The organism is Streptomyces sp. UC4497, assembly GCF_054871485.1.
Window position 1 is genome coordinate 1 of sequence record NZ_JBTYHB010000067.1, and the last position, 17,743, is coordinate 17,743.

14 protein-coding genes are annotated in these 17,743 nt (G+C 68.3%); 9 read left to right on the forward strand and 5 right to left on the reverse strand.

The window, feature by feature from the left end; all coding sequences use genetic code 11:
• The first annotated feature begins 291 nt into the window (after positions 1 to 291).
• The 8 genes from ACYSUO_RS41730 to ACYSUO_RS41765 all read left to right on the forward strand — a co-directional run bounded on the left by ACYSUO_RS41730 (position 292) and on the right by ACYSUO_RS41765 (position 9,890).
• A complete protein-coding gene (locus tag ACYSUO_RS41730; protein ID WP_461781426.1) occupies positions 292 to 3,231 on the forward strand; it encodes a M14 family metallopeptidase in 2,940 nt (979 codons plus the stop codon).
• Between the two features lie 193 nt (positions 3,232 to 3,424).
• Entirely contained in the window at positions 3,425 to 4,432 is a 1,008-nt protein-coding gene (gene gap, locus ACYSUO_RS41735) for a type I glyceraldehyde-3-phosphate dehydrogenase (RefSeq protein WP_426904244.1), read from the forward strand.
• Positions 4,433 to 4,598: 166 nt separating this feature from the next.
• Positions 4,599 to 5,810 carry a phosphoglycerate kinase gene (locus tag ACYSUO_RS41740; RefSeq protein WP_461781427.1) on the forward strand — a complete coding sequence of 404 codons (1,212 nt, stop codon included), beginning with the start codon at positions 4,599 to 4,601 and terminating at the stop codon, positions 5,808 to 5,810.
• 39 nt (positions 5,811 to 5,849) lie between these two features.
• Positions 5,850 to 6,605 carry a triose-phosphate isomerase gene (tpiA, locus tag ACYSUO_RS41745; RefSeq protein WP_461781434.1) on the forward strand — a complete coding sequence of 252 codons (756 nt, stop codon included), beginning with the start codon at positions 5,850 to 5,852 and terminating at the stop codon, positions 6,603 to 6,605.
• A gap of 118 nt (positions 6,606 to 6,723) precedes the next feature.
• Positions 6,724 to 6,954 carry a preprotein translocase subunit SecG gene (gene secG, locus ACYSUO_RS41750; protein WP_018533286.1) on the forward strand — a complete coding sequence of 77 codons (231 nt, stop codon included), beginning with the start codon at positions 6,724 to 6,726 and terminating at the stop codon, positions 6,952 to 6,954.
• 230 nt (positions 6,955 to 7,184) lie between these two features.
• Entirely contained in the window at positions 7,185 to 7,520 is a 336-nt protein-coding gene (locus ACYSUO_RS41755; protein ID WP_003976875.1) for an RNA polymerase-binding protein RbpA, read from the forward strand.
• 159 nt (positions 7,521 to 7,679) lie between these two features.
• Complete coding sequence (gene pgi / locus ACYSUO_RS41760; RefSeq protein WP_461781428.1) at positions 7,680 to 9,335, forward strand: glucose-6-phosphate isomerase; 1,656 nt, start codon at positions 7,680 to 7,682, stop codon at positions 9,333 to 9,335.
• 333 nt (positions 9,336 to 9,668) lie between these two features.
• Positions 9,669 to 9,890, forward strand: a complete 222-nt coding sequence (locus tag ACYSUO_RS41765; protein WP_266725553.1) for a DUF2087 domain-containing protein — start codon at positions 9,669 to 9,671, stop codon at positions 9,888 to 9,890.
• 48 nt (positions 9,891 to 9,938) lie between these two features.
• Here ACYSUO_RS41765 and pgl read toward each other — a convergent pair whose 3' ends face one another.
• Genes pgl through tkt form a run of 5 tightly spaced genes read right to left on the reverse strand, consistent with a single transcriptional unit; the run spans position 9,939 to position 16,582 of the window.
• Entirely contained in the window at positions 9,939 to 10,718 is a 780-nt protein-coding gene (gene pgl / locus ACYSUO_RS41770) for a 6-phosphogluconolactonase (protein WP_461781429.1), read from the reverse strand.
• Between the two features lie 10 nt (positions 10,719 to 10,728).
• On the reverse strand, positions 10,729 to 11,805 hold the full coding sequence (gene opcA / locus ACYSUO_RS41775) for a glucose-6-phosphate dehydrogenase assembly protein OpcA (RefSeq protein WP_461781430.1): 1,077 nt from the start codon (positions 11,803 to 11,805) through the stop codon (positions 10,729 to 10,731).
• Complete coding sequence (gene zwf, locus ACYSUO_RS41780) at positions 11,802 to 13,337, reverse strand: glucose-6-phosphate dehydrogenase (RefSeq protein WP_461781431.1); 1,536 nt, start codon at positions 13,335 to 13,337, stop codon at positions 11,802 to 11,804. The genes opcA and zwf overlap by 4 nt, the downstream gene beginning before the upstream one ends.
• Positions 13,338 to 13,341: 4 nt before the next feature.
• Positions 13,342 to 14,460: a transaldolase gene (gene tal, locus ACYSUO_RS41785; protein WP_461781432.1), complete on the reverse strand. Its 1,119-nt coding sequence runs from the start codon at positions 14,458 to 14,460 to the stop codon at positions 13,342 to 13,344.
• A 34-nt stretch (positions 14,461 to 14,494) separates the two neighbouring features.
• Complete coding sequence (gene tkt, locus ACYSUO_RS41790; protein ID WP_461781433.1) at positions 14,495 to 16,582, reverse strand: transketolase; 2,088 nt, start codon at positions 16,580 to 16,582, stop codon at positions 14,495 to 14,497.
• Positions 16,583 to 16,972: 390 nt separating this feature from the next.
• Here tkt and ACYSUO_RS41795 point away from each other — a divergent pair.
• On the forward strand, positions 16,973 to 17,743 hold a 771-nt coding region (locus ACYSUO_RS41795; protein WP_461781435.1), incomplete at its 3' end, for a heme o synthase.

Below are 17,743 nucleotides of genomic sequence, written 5' to 3' on the forward strand. Positions count from 1 at the left end.
ACCCGCCGCGGTCGACCGCCACCGCCTCGGGCAACCAACCGCCCACCACAACTCCCCACCCCCCCCCCCCGCCCCCCCCCCGCCGGGGGGCGCCCCCCCCCCCCCCCCCCCCCCCGGGGGGCGGGGCCCCCCCCCCCCCCCCCCCGCCACCGGCTTTTCCGCGTCCGCGAACGGGAGTTGAGGCCCCCTTGAAGGCCCCCTTGACTTGACCATGAACTGTCACGATTCTGGCGCTTGTTCGCTTCTGCGGCATCACGCCACAACCGTGGCAGACAACTGCAAGGGGGGCTCATGCGTCGAAGAGCAGGACGAAGAGCGGGACGAAGAGCGAGATCGATCCTCGCTGTCGGAGCGCTTGTTCTGGGGGTGGGAGGCGCCGCACTGGCACCCGTAGCCCACGCGGACGACGGCCCGGCGAAGGACAGTTCAGGCGCGGACGCCGTCAAGGTGTTCCGCGCCGAGGTGTCGAAGGAGCAGATACCGCTGCTCCTCCAGGCCGGTCAGGACGGCCACGAACTCGGCGAACACGCGCCCGACAAGGGCACGTCGAAGGTCGAGGTCTACCTCACCGACAAGCAGGCCGAGGGCCTTCGTAAGAAGGGCGTCGAGCTCACCGAGCACAAGCTGACCGCCAAGGCCGCGTCCCGCGTGAAGGCCGCGGGCGACGGCGTCTTCCGCCCGTACAGCGGCAAGGGCGGCCTCCAGGAGGAGATCCTCCGTACCGGCCAGGAGCACCCCGACCTCACCAAGGTCGTCTCCATCGGCAAGACGGTCCAGGGCCAGGACATCCTCGCGCTCAAGCTCAGCAAGGGCGCCAAGAAGGCCAAGGACGGCGCGAAGCCGTCCGTGCTCTACATGTCGAACCAGCACGCGCGCGAGTGGATCACCCCGGAGATGACCCGCCGCCTGATGCACCACTACGTGGACAACTACTCCAAGGACGCGCGCGTCAAGAAGCTCGTCGACTCCACGGAGATGTGGTTCGTCCTCTCCGCCAACCCCGACGGCTACGACTGGACGTTCAAGGACGCGGCCAACCGCCAGTGGCGCAAGAACATGCGCGACAACAACGGCGACGGCAAGTACACCACCGGCGACGGCGTCGACCTCAACCGCAACTTCGCCTACAAGTGGGGCTACGACGACGAGGGTTCGTCACCCGAGCCCGCCAGCCAGACCTACCGTGGCACGGGCCCGAACTCCGAGCCGGAGACCAAGGCCGTCGACGCCTTCGAGAAGCGCGTCGGCTTCGACTACGCCATCAACTACCACTCGGCCGCCGAACTGCTGCTCTACGGAGTGGGCTGGCAGGTCGCCACACCGACCCCGGACGACGTGCTCTACAAGGCGCTCGCCGGCACCCCGGAGAACTCCGCGATCCCCGGCTACCACCCGCAGGTCTCCTCGGAGCTGTACACGACGAACGGTGAGGCCGACGGGCACGCGGGCAACGTCAACGGCGTCTCGATGTTCACGCCCGAGATGAGCACCTGCCAGACCGTCTCGAACGCCGACCCGAACGATGCGTGGAACGCCGCCGACTGCGCGTCGGTCTTCACGTTCCCGGACGACGAGAAGCTCATCCAGGCCGAGTTCCAGAAGAACATCCCCTTCGCGATGTCGGTCGCCGAGACCGCCTCGCACCCGGACCAGCCGTCGTCCGCGGTCGGCATGGAGGCGCCCGACTTCACCCCGGCGAAGTTCACGACTTCGTACGCCCGCGGTGGTGACCAGGAAGTCTCCGTGATCGCGCGGAAGTCCGTGCGGGACAAGGAGCTGAACTACCGCGTCAATGGCGGCCGTTCGCACGATGAGGAATTGCGCGCCTGGAAGGGCGGCGAGACCTACGGAGGCGAAGACAATCTGCACTTCGACGCCTATAGGGCGAAGGTCGAGGACGCGGATGTCGGCGACAAGGTAGAGGTGTGGCTCACGGGACGCACGAAATCCGGAAAGCGCACTAGTAGCGAGCACTTCACGTACACCGTCGCGGCGCGCGACAAGGGCGACACGCTTGTCGTCGCGGAGAACGACGCCGCGGGTGTGCAATCGGCCGCCTACGTAGCCGCACTCAAGGCGGCGGGCCACTCCGCGGTCGTCTGGAACGTCGCGAAGCAGGGCGCTCCCGACCCCCTCGCCGTCCTCGGCCACTTCAAGGCGGTCGTCCACTACACGAGCGCCGACCGTCCGGCCCTCGCCACCCAACTCGCCCTGCGCGACTACCTGAACGAGGGCGGCAAGCTCGTCGAGGCCGGCGAGAAGGCGGGCGGCTCCGTCGACATCGGCGACACCACGACGAACGACTTCAGCCAGTACTACCTGGGCGCCTACTCGCGCACGGCCGCACCTGTGGCGACCCGCTTCGACGGCTCGGGCGCCCTCGACGGCGTCGCCGCGTCCCTCGGCGACGCCCCCGGCAACCCGCTGAACGGCGCGGGCCTGTACGAGGCGACCTCCGCCACGCTGCCGCAGTTCAAGAGCGCGGGAGCCGGCCAGTACGAAGGCGCGGGCATGGCGGCCGCCGTCCACACGGACGACGCGTACAAGCGTCTGACCCGCACCATCGACCTCACCGGGGTCACCGCGGCCCAGCAGCCGTCCCTGCGGATGCAGCTCCTGTGGGACACCGAACCGGGCTACGACCACGCGCTCCTGGAGGCGCACACGACCGGTGCGGAGGACTGGACGACCCTGCCGGACAAGGACGGTCTGACCTCGAACAAGGTGCCCACCGAGTGCGAGGCCGGGTTCTTCATCGAGGACCACCCGGCGCTCGCCCGCTACCTGACGCAGAGCGGCGCCGCCTGCGGCAACTCCGGCACCTCCGGCCAGTGGAACAGCCTCACCGGCTCCTCGGACGACTGGAAGACGGTCACGTACGACCTGAGCGCCTACGCCGGGAAGTCCGTCGAGGTGTCCCTGAGTTACGTGAGCGACCCCGGCACCGGAGGCGAGGGAGTGCGCGCCGACAACGCCTCCGTCGTCATCGGGGGGCAGGCCACCGAGACCGAGGGCTTCGAGACGTCCCTGGGCGTCTGGAGCGTCCCCGGACCGCCCGCGGGCAGCCCGCCCGCCGTGAAGGACTGGGCGCTCGCCAAGGACCTGTTCACGACCTACGGGGCGATCAGCACGCCGGACACCGTGCTCCTCGGATTCGGTCTGGAACATGTCACCGCGGCAGCCGACAGAAATGCGCTCATCAGAAAGGCCCTGCGCTCAATTAGCGACTGATCGGGGTCTGAATTACCCCCGAAATACACGGCGACCCGTACGTTACTCACGAGTACGGGTCGCTGTGTCCTGCATGGAGTCGCTCGATGTCACCCCAAGCGCTTATGGGAGGTAGGGTCGGAGGCGGTCGGGGACATCCCAAATAAATCTCGCCGGCGTCGATACTCCGGCGTACCAACGAGGAGATCGGTTCGTGACGATCCGCGTAGGCATCAACGGCTTTGGCCGCATCGGTCGCAATTATTTCCGCGCCCTCCTTGACCAGGGTGCAGACATCGAGATCGTGGCTGTCAACGACCTGGGTGACACCGCGACCACCGCACACCTTCTGAAGTACGACACCATCCTGGGCCGTCTCAAGGCCGAGGTGTCGCACACCGAGGACACCATCACGGTCGACGGTCACACCATCAAGGTGCTGTCCGAGCGCAACCCCGCCGACATTCCGTGGGGCCAGCTGGGTGTCGACATCGTGATCGAGTCCACGGGCATCTTCACGAAGAAGGCCGACGCCGAGAAGCACATCGCCGGCGGCGCCAAGAAGGTCCTCATCTCGGCTCCGGCCAAGGAAGAGGACATCACCATCGTGATGGGCGTCAACCAGGACCAGTACGACCCGGCGAACCACCACGTCATCTCCAACGCGTCGTGCACCACCAACTGTGTGGCGCCGATGGCGAAGGTTCTCGACGAGAACTTCGGCATCAACCGTGGCCTGATGACGACGGTTCACGCGTACACGAACGACCAGCGCATCCTGGACTTCCCGCACAGCGACCTGCGTCGCGCGCGTGCCGCCGCGGAGAACATCATCCCGACCACGACGGGTGCCGCCAAGGCCACCGCCCTGGTCCTGCCGCAGCTCAAGGGCAAGCTCGACGGCATCGCGATGCGCGTCCCGGTCCCGACCGGCTCGGCCACCGACCTGGTCGTGGAGCTCCAGCGCGAGACCACCAAGGAAGAGGTCAACGCCGCGTTCAAGAAGGCCGCGGACGGCGAGCTCAAGGGCATCCTGTACTACACCGAGGACCCGATCGTGTCCTCGGACATCGTCGGCGAGCCGGCTTCCTGCACCTTCGACTCCTCCCTGACCATGGTCCAGGAGGGCAACTCGGTGAAGATCCTCGGCTGGTACGACAACGAGTGGGGCTACTCCAACCGTCTCGTCGACCTCACGGTCTTCGTCGGCGGCCAGCTCTGAACCTCTAAGGTTCTGGAGCAGCAAGGCACTCAGATGTGAGCGAAGGGTCCGGACCCGCGCGATGCCGCGCGACAGTCCGGACCCTTCGCGCGTCAGCCGCCACGGTTCAGCCTTCAAGGCTCGCCTTCAAGAACGTGCACGACCAGCCCTCTCAAGGAGCCCATCCATGAAGACGATTGAGGAACTTCTCGCCGAAGGGGTCGACGGGAAGCGGGTGTTCGTCCGCGCCGACCTCAACGTGCCGCTGGCCGACGGCCTCATCACCGACGACGGCCGCATCCGCGCCGTCCTGCCGACCGTCAAGGCCCTGGCCGACGCGGGCGCCAAGGTGATCGTCGCCTCCCACCTGGGCCGTCCGAAGGGCGCCCCGGACCCGCAGTTCTCGCTGCTGCCCGCCGCCGAGCGCCTCGGTGAGCTGCTCGGCAAGCCGGTCGCGTTCGCCCAGGACACGGTCGGCCCCGCGGCCAACGAGGCCGTGGACGGCCTGGAGCCCGGCCAGGTCGCCGTCATCGAGAACCTGCGCTTCAACGCCGGCGAGACGAGCAAGGACGACGCCGAGCGCGGCGACTTCGCCGAGCAGCTCGCGAACCTTGCCGACGTCTACGTAGGCGACGGTTTCGGCGCCGTGCACCGCAAGCACGCCTCCGTGTACGACCTGCCGAAGCGGCTGCCGCACTACGCCGGGTTCCTCATCGCCACCGAGGTCGGCGTCCTCAAGAAGCTCACCGACGACGTGAAGCGCCCCTACGTGGTCGCGCTCGGCGGCGCCAAGGTCTCCGACAAGCTGGCCGTCATCGACCAGCTGCTCGGCAAGGCCGACCGTCTCCTCATCGGCGGCGGCATGGCGTACACCTTCCTCAAGGCCAAGGGCTACGAGGTCGGCATCTCGCTCCTCCAGGAGGACCAGATCCCGACCGTCACCGAGTACATGGAGCGCGCCGAGAAGAACGGCGTGGAGCTCGTGCTCCCGGTCGACGTCCTGGTCTCGGGCGAGTTCCCTGACCTCAAGACCAAGGCCCCGGCCAACCCCACCACCGTCGCCGCGGACGCCATCCCGGCCGACCAGGAGGGCCTGGACATCGGCCCCGAGACCCGCAAGCTGTACGCCTCGAAGCTCGCCGACGCCGAGACCGTGTTCTGGAACGGCCCGATGGGCGTCTTCGAGCACCCCGACTACGCCGAGGGCACCAAGGCGGTCGCCCAGGCCCTCATCGACGCTCCCGGCTTCACCGTGGTGGGTGGCGGAGACTCCGCCGCGGCGGTCCGTACCCTGGGCTTCGACGAGAAGGCATTCGGCCACATCTCGACCGGCGGTGGCGCCTCCCTCGAGTACCTCGAGGGCAAGACGCTGCCCGGTCTCGCCGCACTGGAGGACTGACCCCGCATGACTGCTCCCGTACAGGGCCGCACGCCGCTGATGGCGGGCAACTGGAAGATGAACCTCAACCACCTCGAGGCCATCGCGCACGTCCAGAAGCTCGCCTTCGCTCTCGCGGACAAGGACTACGATTCCGTCGAGGTCGCCGTCCTGCCGCCGTTCACCGACCTGCGCTCCGTGCAGACGCTGGTCGACGGCGACAAGCTCAAGATCAAGTACGGCGCCCAGGACCTCTCGGCGCACGACTCCGGCGCGTACACCGGTGAGATCTCCGGCCCGATGCTCGCCAAGCTCAAGTGCACCTTCGTGGCGATCGGCCACTCGGAGCGCCGGCAGTACCACGACGAGACCGACGAGATCGTCAACGGCAAGGTGAAGGCCGCGTACAAGCACGGCCTGACGCCGATCCTGTGCGTCGGTGAGGAGCTGGACGTCCGCGAGGCGGGCAACCACGTCTCCCACACGCTCGCGCAGGTCGAGGGCGGCCTCAAGGACCTGCCTGCCGAGCAGGCCGAGACCATCGTCATCGCGTACGAGCCCGTGTGGGCCATCGGCACCGGCAAGGTGTGCGGCGCCGACGACGCGCAGGAGGTCTGCGCGGCCATCCGCGGCAAGCTCGCCGAGCTGTACTCGCAGGACGTCGCCGACAAGATCCGCATCCAGTACGGCGGCTCGGTGAAGTCCGGCAACGTCGCGGAGATCATGTCCAAGCCCGACATCGACGGCGCGCTGATCGGCGGCGCCTCGCTGGACGCCGACGAGTTCGTCAAGATCGTTCGCTTCCACGAGCAGTGACACGAGCAGCGAGTAGGCGCTAGCCGCCATACGTCGTACCCTGGCGGGGCCGAGGCTCATCACCGAGCGTCGGCCCCGTCGTCCGAAAAGTTCCGAGGAAGTTGGTCCAGCCGTGGTTATGGGGTTCTCGATCGCCCTGATCGTCTTCAGCCTGCTGCTGATGCTCCTGGTGCTCATGCACAAGGGAAAGGGTGGCGGCCTCTCCGACATGTTCGGTGGCGGCATGCAGTCCTCCGTCGGTGGCTCCTCGGTCGCCGAGCGGAACCTCGACCGGATCACGATCGTGATCGGTCTCCTGTGGTTCGCGTGCATCGTGGTGCTCGGCATTCTGATGAAGATCAACAACTGACTTTTGGGTCCCGATCCTTCGGGCCGGCCCACCACAACCGCATATCTCCCACGTAAAGCCCCATGTTCGGTACGCGCTCAACAACGCGGCCTATCATGGGGCTTGCGTCTGGGGAGCGATGTAACTCCAAGCACTGGACGCGCGTTGGGCCTTACGTAGACTGAGGCGCTCCGCGGCGAAGCGCGAACGCCGACACGCTTCGCGGCACCATCACGCAGGGAGTTACGACCGTGGCAAGTGGCAACGCGATCCGAGGAAGTCGGGTCGGGGCGGGGCCGATGGGCGAGGCCGAGCGCGGCGAGTCCGCGCCGCGCCTGCGCATCTCCTTCTGGTGCTCGAACGGGCACGAGACGCAGCCGAGCTTCGCCTCCGACGCGCAGGTGCCGGAGACCTGGGACTGTCCGCGCTGCGGCTTCCCTGCCGGGCAGGACCGGGACAATCCGCCGGACCCGCCGCGTACGGAGCCGTACAAGACGCATCTGGCCTACGTGCGGGAGCGGCGCAGCGACGCGGACGGCGAGGCGATCCTCGCCGAGGCGCTCGCGAAACTGCGGGGCGAGATCTGACCGACCGAAAAGGGCCGGGCACTTGAGAAGGTGCCCGGCCCTTTCCCGTACCTCTTTCGTGTGGCCGCGGAAAGGCCCGATTCACCCTGATCAATTAGGTTGGATGGGAGCAGCGGGGCACCGTACGTACGCAGGTACGAGAGAAGGCTGAAGTTCGAGATGAACGCGTCCGACAAGCAGGCAGCACTCACCCAGACGCCCGAATGGCAGGCGCTCGTCAAGCACCGCGAACAGCTGGGCGACGTACAGCTGCGGGAGTTGTTCGAGGCCGATCCCGCGCGCGGGTCCGACTGGACGCTGCGGGTCGGTGACCTGCACGTCGACTACTCCAAGCACCTGGTCACCGAAGAGACGCTGCGACTGTTGCGCGAGCTGGCCGCCGCGACCGATGTGTTCGGCCTGCGCGACGCCATGTTCCGCGGCGACAAGATCAATACGACCGAGGACCGCGCCGTCCTGCACACCGCGCTGCGCGCTCCGCGTGACGCCGTGATCGAGGTCGACGGCGAGAACGTGGTGCCGGGCGTGCACGCCGTGCTCGACAAGATGGCCGCCTTCGCCGACCGGGTCAGGTCGGGGGAGTGGACCGGGCACACCGGCAAGCGGATCAGGAACGTCGTCAACATCGGCATCGGCGGCTCCGACCTCGGGCCCGCGATGGCGTACGAGGTGCTGCGCTCCTTCGCCGACCGCGACCTCACCGTCCGCTTCGTGTCGAACGTCGACGGGGCCGATCTGCACGAGGCCGTACGGGACCTGGACCCGGCCGAGACGCTGTTCGTCATCGCCTCGAAGACCTTCACCACCATCGAGACGATCACCAACGCGACGTCCGCGCGCAACTGGCTGCTCACCGAGCTGAGGGCCGGTCAGGAAGCCGTCGCCAAGCACTTCGTGGCGCTTTCGACGAACGCCGAGAAGGTGTCGGAGTTCGGCATCGACACGGCCAACATGTTCGAGTTCTGGGACTGGGTCGGCGGACGTTATTCGTACGACTCCGCGATCGGCCTGGCGCTGATGATCGCGATCGGCCCCGACCGCTTCCGCGAGATGCTCGACGGATTCCACCTCGTCGACGAACACTTCCGCACGGCACCCGCCGAGTCCAACGTGCCTCTCCTTATGGGCCTGTTGGGCATCTGGTACGGCAACTTCCACGACGCCCAGTCGCACGCCGTGCTGCCGTACTCGCACTACCTCTCCAAGTTCACGGCGTACCTCCAGCAGCTCGACATGGAGTCGAACGGCAAGTACGTGCAGAGGAACGGCGAGGAGGTCCGCTGGCAGACCGGCCCCGTGGTGTGGGGCACGCCGGGCACGAACGGGCAGCACGCCTACTACCAACTCATCCACCAGGGAACGAAGTTGATCCCGGCGGACTTCATCGGCTTCGCCGGGCCCGTCGCCGATCTGCTGCCTGGGCTCGTCGCCCAGCACGACCTCCTCATGGCGAACTTCTTCGCGCAGACCCAGGCGCTCGCGTTCGGCAAGACGCCCGACGAGGTGCGCGCCGAGGGGGTGCCCGAGGAGCTGGTGCCGCACAAGACGTTCAAGGGCAACCACCCGACGACCACGATTCTCGCGAAGGACCTCACGCCGTCCGTGCTCGGGCAGTTGGTCGCCCTCTACGAACACAAGGTGTTCGTGCAGGGCGCCGTCTGGAACATCGACTCCTTCGACCAGTGGGGCGTCGAACTCGGCAAGGTACTCGCCAAGCGCGTGCAGCCGGCGCTGACCGAGGGCGAGGACGTACCGGGGCTCGACACGTCGACGCAGGCGCTTGTAGCGAAGTACCGGGAGCTGCGAGGACGTTAAGCATTATTGGGGTGCGCAAAGTCCTTCCGGCGGGTGAGACTGCCCGTCCGTGACCCTGCCGGGAGGCACCCTGTGGATCAGCTCATGTCGGCGCTCGCCGACCCCGAACGACTCAGGCTTTACGCGCGCATCGTCCTCGACGACCTGCCGCCGCGCGAGGCCGACTCCCCGGTGGCGCGCAAGCACCTCGGCAAGCTGATCGGCGCCGGCCTCGTCGAGCGCCTCGACGACGGCTCGTTGCGTGCGGGGCCCGAGGTCTTCCGCCGCCATCGGACCCCCGAGCCCACCACGGGCGTTCCGCGTCACCTCACGGGATTCTTCTCCCGGGGCAGGCTGACGGCCATACCGGTACGGCCCGCCGTCCGCCACGAGCTGCTGGTGCATCTCACGGGCACCCTCTTCGACGCCGAGCGCACCTACAGCGAGCGCGAGGTCAACGAGGCGCTGCGTACGGTCCACGACGACACGGCTGCGCTGCGCCGCTACTGCGTCACGGACGGCCTCCTCGTACGGGAGAACGACGGGTCCGACTACCGGGTGCCGCAGTACGCGTAAGGCCCCACTTCTTAAAGAAGCGGGGCCCTTCGACTACGTAAGCCGCTGTTACGCGACAGCCGGCGGATACAGCTCCGGCGGCAGTTGCGACGCCGCGGCCGCGTCGAGCAGCCACAGTGTGCGCGAGCGGCCGTACGCGCCCGCCGCCGGGGCCTGGATCTCGCCCGCGCCGGACAGCGCGATCGCCGCGGCCTTCGCCTTGTCCTCGCCCGCGGCCAGCAGCCACACCTCGCGCGCGGCCCGGATCGCCGGGAGCGTGAGCGTGGTGCGGGTGGGCGGGGGCTTGGGTGCGCCGTGCACGCCGACGACCGTGCGCTCCGTCTCGCGGACCGCCGGAAGCTCCGGGAAGAGCGACGCGACGTGCGTGTCCGGGCCGACGCCGAGCATCAGGACGTCGAAGGTCGGCACGGGGCCGTGGTCCTCGGGTCCCGCGGCGTTGGCGAGCTCGGACGCGTAGGCCTCGGCCGCGGCGTCCGCCTCGAAGGGACCGTCCGACGCGGGCATGGGGTGCACGCGCGTGGGGTCGAGCGGCACCGCGTCGAGCAGCGCCTCCTTCGCCTGCGTGTAGTTGCGCTCGGGGTCGCCGTCCGGCAGGAACCGTTCGTCGCCCCACCACAGGTCGAGGCGGCCCCAGTCGATCGCGTCCCGGGCGGGCGCCGCCTTCAGCGCGGCCAGCAGGCCGTTGCCGTTGCGGCCGCCCGTCAGGACGACGGAGGCGGAGCCGCGGGCGGACTGGGCGTCGACGATCTTGGTGATCAGCCGGGCCGCGGCCGCCTGCGCCATCAGCTCCTTGTCGCGGTGGACGACGAGTTGGGGTGCTGCACTCACTTGTCTGCGCTCACTTCGTCGTTGTCTTCCTGGCCGGGGCCTTCTTGGTGGAGGCCTTCTTGGCCGGTGCCTTCTTCGCGGCCGCCTTCTGGGCGGGCGCCGCCACCGGAGCGGCCGAGGCCGCCGACGACACCGTCTCCGGCACCGTCGTCTGGTCCTCGGGCTCGCCCAGCCGGTCCACGCCGAACCGCAGCGCGGCCGCGTACGTGTCGTCCGGGTCGAGCCGGCGCAGCTCCTCCGCGATCAGCTCGGACGTCTCGCGGCGCTTGAGCGCGACCGCGCGGTCCGGCTGGCCCTGGATGGAGAGCGTGGCGAGGGTGCCGTCGGCCCGGTCGAGGACGATCGGGCCGCAGGTGGACTCCAGGCGTACGCCGGTCAGGCCGGGGCCCGCCGACAGGCTGCGCCGCACGGGGACGTCGAGCCGGTCCGCGAGCCACATCGCGAGCAGCTCGCAGCTCGGGTTGAACTCCTCGCCCTCGACCTCGACCGAGGTGACGTCACAGGTCACCTGGTCGAGCGCGGCGGCCAGCATCGAGCGCCACGGCGTGATCCGGGTCCAGGACAGGTCCGTGTCCCCGGGGGCGTAGGACTCGGCCCTGGCCTCCAGTTCGTGAACCGGCTGCTCGGCCGCGTACGTGTCCGTGACGCGGCGCTGGGCCAGGGCGCCCAGCGGGTCGTTCGCGGGGTCCAGCGGCGCGTCCACGGGCCACCAGACGACCGTCGGGGCGTCGGGCAGCAGCAACGGGAGCACGACCGACTGGGCGTGGTTGACGACCTCGCCGTACAGGCGCAGGACGACGGTCTCGCCGGTGCCCGCCTCGGCGCCCACGCGAACCTCGGCGTCGAGCCGGGACTTCGTACGGTCGCGGGGCGAGCGCGAGATGCGCTTGATGACCACGAGGGTGCGCGAGGGGTGCTCGCGCGAGGCCTCGTTGGCGGCCTTCAGGGCGTCGTAGGCGTTCTCCTCGTCGGTGACGATGACGAGGGTCAGCACCATGCCGACGGCGGGGGTGCCGATCGCCCGGCGCCCCTTCACCAGGGCTTTGTTGATCTTGCTGGACGTGGTGTCCGTCAGGTCGATCTTCATGGGCGCCGCCAGCTCCGTCCGTCTCGTGCGAGCATTTCGTCCGCCTCGGCGGGCCCCCACGTGCCGGACGGGTACTGCGCGGGCTTGCCGTGCTTGTCCCAGTACTCCTCGATCGGGTCGAGGATGTTCCAGGACAGCTCGACCTCCTCCGTGCGCGGGAAGAGGTTGGCGTCGCCCAACAGGACGTCCAGGATGAGCCGTTCGTACGCCTCGGGGCTCGACTCGGTGAAGGACTCGCCGTAGGCGAAGTCCATCGAGACGTCCCGGATCTCCATCGACGTGCCCGGCACCTTCGAGCCGAAGCGGACCGTGATGCCCTCGTCCGGCTGGACGCGGATCACGATCGCGTTCTGCCCCAGCTCCTCCGTCGCCGTGTGGTCGAAGGGGGAGTGCGGCGCCCGCTGGAAGACGACGGCGATCTCGGTGACGCGCCGGCCGAGACGCTTACCGGTCCGCAGGTAGAAGGGCACGCCCGCCCAACGGCGGTTGTCCACCTCCAACTTGACGGCCGCGTACGTGTCGGTCTTCGACTTCGGGTCGATGCCGTCTTCCTGGAGGTAGCCGACGGCCTTCTCGCCGCCCTGCCACCCGGCCGCGTACTGCGCGAACACTGTGTCCTTGCCGATGTCCTTCGGCAGCTTCACGGCGCCCAGCACCTTGGCCTTCTCGGCGACGAGCGCGTCCGCGTCGAAGGAGGCGGGCTCCTCCATCGCGGTCAGCGCCATCAGCTGGAGCAGGTGGTTCTGGATGACGTCACGGGCGGCGCCGATGCCGTCGTAATAGCCGGCGCGGCCGCCGATGCCGATGTCCTCGGCCATCGTGATCTGGATGTGGTCGACGTACGACCGGTTCCAGATCGGCTCGAACATCTGGTTCGCGAAGCGCAGCGCCAGGATGTTCTGCACCGTCTCCTTGCCGAGGTAGTGGTCGATCCGGAACACCTGGTCCGGGTCGAACACCTCGTGCACGATCGCGTTGAGATCCTGGGCGGAGGCGAGATCGTGGCCGAAGGGCTTCTCGATGACCGCGCGCCGCCAGGAGCCGTCGGGCGCGTCCGCGAGGCCGTGCTTCTTCAGCTGCTGGACCACGTTCGGGAAGAACTTCGGCGGTACGGAGAGGTAGAACGCGAAGTTGCCGCCCGTGCCCTGCGACTTGTCGAGGTCGTTGATCGTCTCCTTGAGGTTCTCGAACGCGTCGTCGTCGTCGAAGTTGCCCTGGACGAAGCGCATCCCCTGGATGAGCTGCTGCCAGACCTCCTCGCGGAACGGCGTGCGCGCGTGCTGCTTGACCGCGTCGTGCACTTCCTGCGCGAAGTCCTCGTCCTGCCACTCGCGACGGGCGAACCCGATGAGCGAGAAGCCGGGCGGGAGCAGACCCCGGTTCGCGAGGTCATAAACGGCAGGCATCAGCTTCTTACGTGACAAATCGCCCGTAACGCCGAAAATCACCAGGCCCGACGGCCCCGCGATGCGCGGGAGCCGTCGGTCGGCGGCGTCACGGAGCGGGTTGCTGTTCGCTCCGTGTGCGGTCAAGGGATCAGCCCTCCGAGGGGGCGAGGCGCTTGAGCTCCGCCTCGGTCGACTTCAGCAGGTCGTTCCAGGACGCCTCGAACTTCTCGACGCCCTCGTCCTCCAGGAGCTGCACGACCTCGTCGTACGAGATCCCCAGCTTCTCGACGGCCTCGAGGTCGGCGCGGGCCTGGTCGTACGTGCCCGCGACGGTGTTCCCCGTGATCTGGCCGTGGTCGGCCGTCGCTTCGAGCGTGGCCTCCGGCATGGTGTTCACCGTGTTCGGGGCGACCAGCTCGTCGACGTACAGGGTGTCCTTGTACGCCTTGTCCTTGACGCCCGTCGAGGCCCACAGCGGGCGCTGCTTGTTGGCCTGCGCCTTGTCGAGCGCGGCCCAGCGGTCGCTGCCGAACACCTCTTCGTACGCCTCGTAGGCGAGCCGGGCGTTGGCGAGGGCGGCCTTGCCGCGCGCCGCCTTGGCGTCGTCCGTGCCGAGGGCGTCGATCCGCTTGTCGATCTCCGCGTCCACGCGGGACACGAAGAAGGACGCGACCGAGTGGATCTGGGACAGGTCCAGGCCCTTGGCCTTGGCCTTCTCCAGGCCGGCGAGGTAGGCGTCCATGACCTCGCGGTAGCGCTCGAGGGAGAAGATCAGCGTGACGTTGACGCTGATGCCGTTGCCGATCGTCTCGGTGATCGCGGGCAGGCCCGCCTTGGTCGCCGGGATCTTGATCAGCGTGTTCGGCCGGTCCACCAGCCACGCGAGCTGGCGGGCCTCGGCGACGGTCGCCTTGGTGTTGTGCGCCAGGCGCGGGTCGACCTCGATCGACACGCGGCCGTCCTGGCCGCCCGTCGCGTCGAAGACCGGGCGCAGGATGTCGGCGGCGTCGCGGACGTCCGCCGTCGTGATCATGCGGACGGCCTCTTCCACGGTGACCTTGCGAGCGGCGAGGTCGGCGAGCTGCTGCTCGTAACCGTCGCCCTGCGAGATCGCCTTCTGGAAGATCGAGGGATTGGTGGTGACGCCTACGACGTGCTGCTCGTCGATCAGTTCGGCGAGGTTGCCGGACGTGATCCGCTTGCGCGACAGGTCGTCCAGCCAGATCGCGACGCCTTCTTCGGAGAGGCGCTTGAGTGCGTCTGTCATGGAAATTGCATCTCCTACAGGTCGTGTATGGGCGTCAGCGCTTGGCCGCGGCGAGAGATTCCTTGGCCTTCGCGGCCACGTTCTCCGCGGTGAAGCCGAACTCCTTGAAGAGGACCTTGCCGTCGGCGGACGCGCCGAAGTGCTCCAGCGAGACGATGCGACCGGCGTCCCCGACGAAGCGGTGCCAGGTCAGACCGATCCCGGCCTCGACAGCGACGCGCGCCTTGACCGACGGCGGCAGGACGCTGTCCCGGTACCCCTGCTCCTGCTCGTCGAACCACTCGACACACGGCATCGAGACGACGCGGGTGGCGATGCCCTCGGACTCGAGCTGCTCGCGCGCCTCGACGGCCAGGTGCACCTCGGAGCCGGTGGCGATCAGGATCAGGTCCGGCGTGGCCTTGGAGGCCTCGACGAGGACGTAGCCGCCCTTGACGGTGTCCTCGTTCGCCTCGTACGTCGGCACGCCCTGGCGGGTCAGCGACAGGCCGTGCGGGTGCGAGACCTCGTACTCCTTCTTGCCGCGCTTGAGGATCTCGCGCCAGGCGATCGCCGTCTCGTTGGCGTCCGCGGGGCGGACGACGTTGAGGCCGGGGATGGCGCGCAGCGAGGCCAGGTGCTCGACCGGCTGGTGCGTCGGGCCGTCCTCACCGAGACCGATGGAGTCGTGCGTCCACACGTAGGTGACGGGCAGCGACATGAGGGCCGACAGGCGCACGGAGTTGCGCATGTAGTCGGAGAACACCAGGAAGGTGCCGCCGTAGATGCGCGTGTGACCGTGCAGCGCGATGCCGTTCATCTCCGCGGCCATGGAGTGCTCACGGATACCGAAGTGGATCGTGCGGCCGTACGGGTCGGCCTCCGGCAGCGGGTTGCTCTTCGGCAGGAACGACGACGTCTTGTCGATCGTCGTGTTGTTCGAGCCTGCGAGGTCGGCGGAGCCGCCCCACAGCTCGGGGATCACACCGCCGAGCGCCTGGAGGACCTTGCCGGAGGCGGCGCGGGTGGCGACAGCCTTGCCGGTCTCGAAGACGGGGAGCTTCTCCTCCCAGCCGGCCGGCAGCTCGCCCGCGTTGATCCGGTCGAACTCGGCGGCGCGCTCCGGGTTGGCGGTGCGCCACTCCTGCAGCGACTTCTCCCACTCGGCCTTGGCCTGCGCGCCGCGCTCCAGGGCGCCGCGCGTGTGGTCGATGACCTCGTCGGAGACCTCGAAGGACTGCTCCGGGTCGAAGCCGAGGACACGCTTGGTGGCGGCCACCTCGTCGTCGCCGAGCGCCGAGCCGTGCGCGGCCTCGGTGTTCTGCGCGTTCGGGGCGGGCCAGGCGATGATCGAGCGCAGGGCGATGAAGGACGGCTTGTCCGTCACGGCCTTGGCGGCCTCGATGGCGTTGAACAGGGCCTCGGGGTCGAGGTCGCCGTCGGCCTTCGGCTCGACGCGCTGGACGTGCCAGCCGTAGGCCTCGTAGCGCTTGCAGGTGTCCTCGGAGACCGCGGTCTCGGTGTCGCCCTCGATCGAGATGTGGTTGTCGTCCCACAGCAGGATCAGGTTGCCGAGCTGCTGGTGCCCGGCCATGGACGACGCCTCGGAGGAGATGCCCTCCTGAAGGCAGCCGTCACCGGCGATCGCGTAGATGTAGTGGTCGAAGGGGCTCTCGCCCGCAGCGGCCTCGGGGTCGAACAGACCGCGCTCGTAGCGGGCGGCCATGGCCATGCCCACCGCGTTGGCGACACCCTGGCCGAGCGGCCCCGTGGTGGTCTCGACGCCGGTGGTGTGCCCGTACTCCGGGTGGCCCGGCGTCTTGGAGCCCCAGGTACGGAACGCCTTCAGGTCGTCCAGCTCCAGGCCGAAGCCGGCCAGGTAGAGCTGGATGTAAAGGGTCAGGGACGAGTGCCCCGCGGACAGGACGAAACGGTCCCGCCCGACCCAGTCGGCGTCCGCCGGGTCGTGCCGCATCACCTTCTGGAAGAGGGTGTACGCGGCCGGGGCCAGGCTCATCGCCGTACCGGGATGGCCGTTGCCGACCTTCTGTACGGCGTCGGCGGCCAGGACACGAGCGGTGTCAACGGCCCGCTGGTCCACATCGGTCCACTCGAAGTCTGTGGTGGTCGGCTTGGTGCTCACCCTGGGTCAGGGCTCCTCTCCACATGTCTCATGCCGGTGACGTCTGTCACCGGCTGTTGTCGAGCCTACCTTCGCTGGGAGGTGCTTTTTTCGAGTCATTCCAGACTGCCGGGAGTCTGCGGGATCCGCCTCCTGACGGGGATCGACGCGCTTTCGACACGTGAATACGCGGCTGCTCAGATGGGGGCTCATCCGTGGTCGGAATTGCTCATCCGGAAGGGCTCCGGGAGAGGGGTGCGAAGGGGCGTTACGGCATGCGGGCCAACACGACCCACCCCCACGAAGGGCTGGGTATGGGCAACGTCTAGAGTGGCGTGGTACGCGCGAGCCTTTACCGGGACTTCACATCAAGTGGTCCGCAACGGGGGCTCGCTGGAGTCTCTGTCAGGGGTGTGCGTGACGGCCGTCGAATCCCGTCCACCGGGAGCGCTCGGGACGAGCAGCACGAGCAGCAGCCGGGGTCAGCGGCCGTTCGGGGCCCGAGTCAAGGCATTCGTGGCGCTGACCAAGCCGCGAATCATCGAACTGCTCCTCATCACCACCGTTCCGGTGATGTTCCTTGCCGAACAGGGTGTGCCCGACCTCTGGCTCGTGCTGATCACCTGTGTCGGCGGTTACCTGTCGGCGGGCGGGGCCAACGCCCTGAACATGTGGTACGACCGCGACATCGACGCCCTCATGGAGCGCACGTCGCAGCGTCCGCTGGTCACCGGCATGGTCAGCCCGAACGAATGCCTGGCGTTCGGCATCGCCCTCGCGGTGATCTCGACGCTGCTGTTCGGCTTCGCGGTGAACTGGCTGTCCGCCTGGCTGTCGCTGGGCGCACTGCTCTTCTACGTAGTCGTCTACACGATGATCCTGAAGCGTCGTACGGCGCAGAACATCGTGTGGGGCGGCATCGCGGGCTGCCTGCCCGTCCTCATCGGCTGGTCTTCGGTCACGAACTCCATGTCGTGGGCGCCGATCATCCTCTTCGGGGTCATGTTCTTCTGGACGCCGCCGCACTACTGGCCGCTCTCCATGAAGGTGAAGGACGACTACGCGCGCGCGGGCGTTCCGATGCTGCCGGTCCTCGCCTCCAACAAGGTCGTGGCCAAGCAGATCGTCGCCTACAGCTGGGTGATGGTGGCGGTCTCGCTGCTGCTCCAGCCGCTCGGCTAT